The organism is Massilia eurypsychrophila (assembly GCF_002760655.1).
Classification (GTDB): domain Bacteria; phylum Pseudomonadota; class Gammaproteobacteria; order Burkholderiales; family Burkholderiaceae_D; genus JAFCUW01.
On record NZ_PDOC01000064.1, the window covers coordinates 1 to 2,766 of the forward strand.

Below are 2,766 nucleotides of genomic sequence, written 5' to 3' on the forward strand. Positions count from 1 at the left end.
CCGATCTGCCGTTCCGGCAGCTCGTATGGTGGCGCCGGCGGCGACGGTGGCCGTGGCGGCCATGGCGGCTTTGCCGCGGGCGGCTTCGCGGTCGCCGGCAGCGGCGAGAAAGGCGGCGCAGCGTCGGCGGCCGGCGGCGCGGCCACGGGTGGTTCTGGCGGCTACGGCGGCGCCGGCGGTGAAGGCGGCGCCGGCGGCAGCACCGGCAGCGGCGGTGAAGGCGGCGCTGCCAATGCCAACGGCGGCAGTGGCGCGGCCAATACCGCCGGCACCGGCGGCAGCGGCGGCACCAACACGGCCACTGGCGCAGCTGGTGGCGCGGGCGGCAGCGGCGCGGCCGGCGGCGGTTCGGGCTATGCCGCCAACACCGGTGGCGACGGCGCGGCCGGCGCCGCAGCGACCGGTGGCAGCGCCACCAATGGCGACGCGATGGTCGGCGACACCAGTACCGGCGACGGCGGCGTCGGCGGTGCTGGTGGCACCAACACTGCCGGCACCGGCGGCGATGGCGGCACCAACACCGCTGCCGCAGGCAACGGTGGCGCCGGCAATGGCGCCGCCGGCGGCGGCGCCGGCGATGCGTATGCCGATGCCGGCATCTTCGATATGTCGAACAACATGTCGAACGTAGCTGCCTCGGCAACCGGTATCGTCGTGCTGAGCCAGAACAGCGGCATCTCGGCGCTGGTGCAGCAAAGCGTCAACGTCCAGGCCAACCTGAACGTCGGTCCTTGATGGGCGAGCCGCCGTGCCGGCAGTGGGCGGCGCGGCGGCTTCAGCGAGTCAACAAAAGGAGAAACCATGCATTCCGTATCCACCAGTCGCACCCTGATGCTGGCCGCCGTGCTGGCCGCCGTGCTGGCGGCGCCCGCGCGCAGCGCCGAGCCGGCCAAGCCGGCGCCACAACAGGCCAGCGCGCTCGGCGTCGCCGCCCCCGATGAATTGCTCAATCGCACGCGTGGGGGCAGCAACCGCACCGACATCGATATGCGGCTTAGCGGCAATGTCAGCGGCAACGCCGCCAACAACGTCAACACCGGCGCCAACATCATCACCAACGGTTCCTTCTCCAACATGGCCGGCATACCGATCGTGGTGCAGAACACCGGCGCCAACGTGCTGATTCAAAACGCCACGATCATCAACTTGCGGATGAACTAGCCATGGCGATCGACCGACTAGTGGCCATCGCCATGCTGCTGGGCGCGGCCCAGCATGCCCGCGCACTGGACGTGCCGGCCATCGGCGGCAGCCAGCTCAGCGTGCCGGTCGCCAGCATGAAGAGCATCAAATTTCAGACGACCTTGCGCCAGCAATACGATTTCAGTTGCGGCTCGGCCGCCGTGGCGACCTTGCTCACCCATCACTACGGCGTACCCGTCAGCGAACGCGTCGTATTCGAACAAATGTATGCGCGCGGCGACCAGCGCAAGATTCGCAAGGAAGGCTTTTCAATGCTCGACATCAAGCGCTTCCTGGCAGAACGAGGCTTTCAGGCCGACGGCTTCAAGCTGCCGCTGCAAAAACTGATCGACGCCAAGCTGCCGGCCATCGTGCTCGTTGCCGAAAAGGGCTATCACCATTTCGTCGTCATCAAGGGCGCGGCGCACGGGCGCGTGCTGGTTGGCGACCCGGCCAGCGGCACCCGCGCGCTGACCCGCAGCGCGTTCGAAAAAATCTGGACCAGCAAGCTGATGTTCGTCATCCACGGCACTGCCGCCACGCCCGCCTTCAATCGCGTCGCCGACTGGCGCGCCGCGCCGATGGCGCCGCTGGGCAGCGGCATCAGCCGCGACGGCGTCAGCGGCGTCACCATGCCCAAGCTCGGACCCGGTGACTACTAAACAGGAGAAACTCATGCAAGGCAACAACGAATTACTTCACGTCAGTTTCTGGCTAGCGCTGGCCGGGTTCGCCGCACCCGCGCTGGCGGCACCGCCTGACTGGACGCCGGTCGACGCCGAGCAGCTCGAGCAGATGCGCGGCGGCTTCGGCAACGCCGCGGGACTGACCGTGGCGCTCGGGATCGAACGGCTGGTGTCGATCAATGGCGAGATCGTCGCGCGCACCCATATCGATATAGCCGACCTGCAGCACCTGACTGCCGAGCAGGCCCGACAAACCCATGATGCCCTGTCGTCCGTCAAGCTGATCCAGAACGGCCGTGACAACATCTACGACGCCGGCGCCGCCGCGCGGGTGGCAGGCGGCGTCGTCATCCAGAACACGCTGAACGATCAGCTGATCCGCAGCGAGACAGTCATCAGCTCGACTGTCAACAGCGCCAGCTTGTTGAAGAACCTCAATTTCCAGGGAACGCTGAGCGATGCGCTGAGCCGCGCCGCCGGCGCCCGCTGACGTCGCGCCAACGCAGACATTCGATCGGAGGAAACATGCAGCAGTTTCTCGTTTCACGTTGCCGCACTGCCGGGCTGTCGGCTCTGCTGCTCATGCCGGTGGCGCAAGCCAGCGCGCCGGCGCAGGATGATTTGGCCAACCAACTGAAGGTCTTGAAGGAGCAGCTCGCGTCCCAGCGCCAGCTGCTCGAACAGCTGTCGCGCCAGGTCGCAGCGCAGCGGGCGCCGGCGGTGACCGATGGTGTCACAGCCACCAGCGCCGAGCAACTCGATGCTCAGCGCGGGGCCGGCAACGTCGAGCCGCAGCAAGGCGCGGATGCGCCTGTTGCGCCCGTAGCGCCGGCGCGCCAGGCAAGCGCAGCCGCGCCGCCGCGCCGCGCCGTGGGCCGCCCGCCGCGCCGCGACGGCC

General features: G+C 68.4%; 3 protein-coding genes and 2 pseudogenes. All 5 read left to right on the top strand.

What is annotated here, in order from left to right; translation table 11 throughout:
- Window positions 1-735 (top strand): annotated as a pseudogene (locus CR105_RS28615) (hypothetical protein); the annotation flags it as partial.
- Window positions 736-801: 66 nt separating this feature from the next.
- A complete protein-coding gene (locus CR105_RS27205; protein ID WP_099794075.1) occupies window positions 802-1,161 on the top strand; it encodes a hypothetical protein in 360 nt (119 codons plus the stop codon).
- Window positions 1,162-1,163: 2 nt separating this feature from the next.
- Window positions 1,164-1,844 (top strand): C39 family peptidase, encoded by a 681-nt coding sequence (locus CR105_RS27210; RefSeq protein ID WP_099794077.1) that lies wholly within the window; start codon window positions 1,164-1,166, stop codon window positions 1,842-1,844.
- 13 nt (window positions 1,845-1,857) lie between these two features.
- Window positions 1,858-2,358, top strand: a complete 501-nt coding sequence (locus CR105_RS27215; RefSeq protein ID WP_099794079.1) for a hypothetical protein — start codon at window positions 1,858-1,860, stop codon at window positions 2,356-2,358.
- Between the two features lie 35 nt (window positions 2,359-2,393).
- Window positions 2,394-2,766 (top strand): annotated as a pseudogene (locus CR105_RS27220) (hypothetical protein); the annotation flags it as partial.